Annotated in this window: 1 pseudogene; it reads right to left on the bottom strand. The window is 37.2% G+C overall.

The features are described 5' to 3' along the window. Positions 1 to 231 (bottom strand): annotated as a pseudogene (locus tag BHE85_RS26985) (hypothetical protein); the annotation flags it as partial.

Raw genomic sequence — 231 nt, 5'->3', positions numbered from 1 at the left:
CTGGACACCTTATCGAGATGCTCAAGTGACCGAAATGATGACCGTGCTCCAGATGGCGCTTCAATAGAAAGATTTAGTGATTTGAAACTGGTCCCTTGAGAAAACATTTTGCTATAACTTTGCGCTGCTATAGACTTCCTTAAAAAGTTTTTCACAGTATTAGCACAGTGATCTAAATGTTTTTCACTTATGCCAGAAGAAGATGAGTTTGTTACGCGTAATATATTTTTT

Origin of the sequence: Shigella sp. FC1567, from assembly GCF_001743015.1 — a bacterium.
GTDB lineage: Bacteria > Pseudomonadota > Gammaproteobacteria > Enterobacterales > Enterobacteriaceae > Escherichia > Escherichia coli.
This window is presented reverse-complemented; position numbering and strand designations above follow the sequence as displayed.